The 1,419-nt window shown below is 58.1% G+C and carries 1 protein-coding gene; it reads right to left on the bottom strand.

Annotation, left to right across the window (positions count from 1 at the left end):
- Nucleotides 1-42: 42 nt before the first annotated feature.
- On the bottom strand, nucleotides 43-1,017 hold the full coding sequence (locus tag AC6EI8_RS26470; RefSeq protein WP_498383390.1) for a tyrosine-type recombinase/integrase: 975 nt from the start codon (nucleotides 1,015-1,017) through the stop codon (nucleotides 43-45).
- Nucleotides 1,018-1,419: the final 402 nt, after the last annotated feature.

A 1,419-nucleotide genomic window follows, 5' to 3' on the forward strand; every position in this document is an offset into this window, starting at 1 on the left:
GTACTGACAAGGGCTAGCGGGAGACTGCTAGCCCTTGTTGCCTTATGTGGTGTGGAATTTTCTGCCGATGCGGCCAACGGCCTCCGCTAGCCGGTCTGTTAGTAGGTGCGCGTACCGCTTCGTTGAAACCACGGACTTGTGCCCCAGCACGCCGCCCACGGTGTACAAATCGACGCCCCGGTTAATCATCTCGGATGCAGCTCCATGACGCAGGTCGTGGAACCGAACATGCGGCAGTCCAGCAGCCTTCCGCGCTTTCTCCCACTGGCCCGAGAACCTGTCTCCGTCAATTGTGAACTTCACCCGGCGAGCGAGAACGGCGATCCTCGGATGGATCGGCACGATACGCGGCTTCCCGTTCTTCGTGTCGGCCAGTGAGAAACCGGCTTTCGTCACCTTGGCCCGGAGAATCTCGCTGCGACGCATCCCGGAGTAGAAGGCGATTCGGATTGCCGCCCGCACTTGGCGATCCTCGCAAGCCCACGCTACCCGCAGCATGTCCCGCCGCTGTGGGTAGACATGACGCTCATTCTTGACGGTTGGGATAACGAGGCGCTTGGTCTGGTCTTCGTCTGCCAAACCAACTTTGTACGCATACTTGACCGCCGCCCGGATGTAGGCCAACACGTTCCGCACGGAAGCCGGAGACAGCCCCTCGCCTGCCAGCTTGGCAGCGAAGTCCAACGACCACTGGTGCAGTTCGTCCGTGTACCGCTCGTCGTACAGGTCGCGCCATTTCTCCAGAATCCGGGCTCGCTTCTCGGCATCTTTCCATCCATTGCTCTTGTCGCGGAAATGTAGTTCCACGCATTCCCCGATGGTCGTCCGCCGCTTCTTTGCGCCCTCCGCAACCGCGTAAAGATCGGCCTCCCATTTGGCTGCTATCTTGTCCGCGTCTGCTTGGCTAGTTCCAGCAGGGAAGACCTTTGTCTTCCGAATGCGTTGGCCGCCAATGACGCGCTCGAACGTCCAACGAAGTCGCTTCTTTCCGGCTTTTGTAATGGCTTGGACTGGCATAGGTTCAGGTACAGATATAGCGAGTCAACGTCATACACATGGGTCTTTCTGGTCAGCTTGAACCGCTTGATGATTTCGCCGTATGGGTCCAGCCGACACATCTGGTGCGGCGGGATTCCCAGGATGGCCGCCGCCTCTTTCGCCGTTACACGCTTCTCTTGCGCGATCCCCACAGTTACCTCCTATTCCCCATAGGCCCATCGTTCTCGCGATGACCTTTCTTGCTTCTTCCGTCAAAACTCGTCTCTCTCATGTGAATCAAAGTGTCATTTCAGCTCGGGATGGCACTTTGGTATCTCTGCCCGCGTGTTCCAATTCATCTCCGGACACGACGCGCCGCACGTCAGGCAACGGATGACCTTGTACTGATCGCGCGACGGGAAATCAGTCCATTCCTCTACT

The organism is Cupriavidus sp. R6-3 (assembly GCF_059772245.1).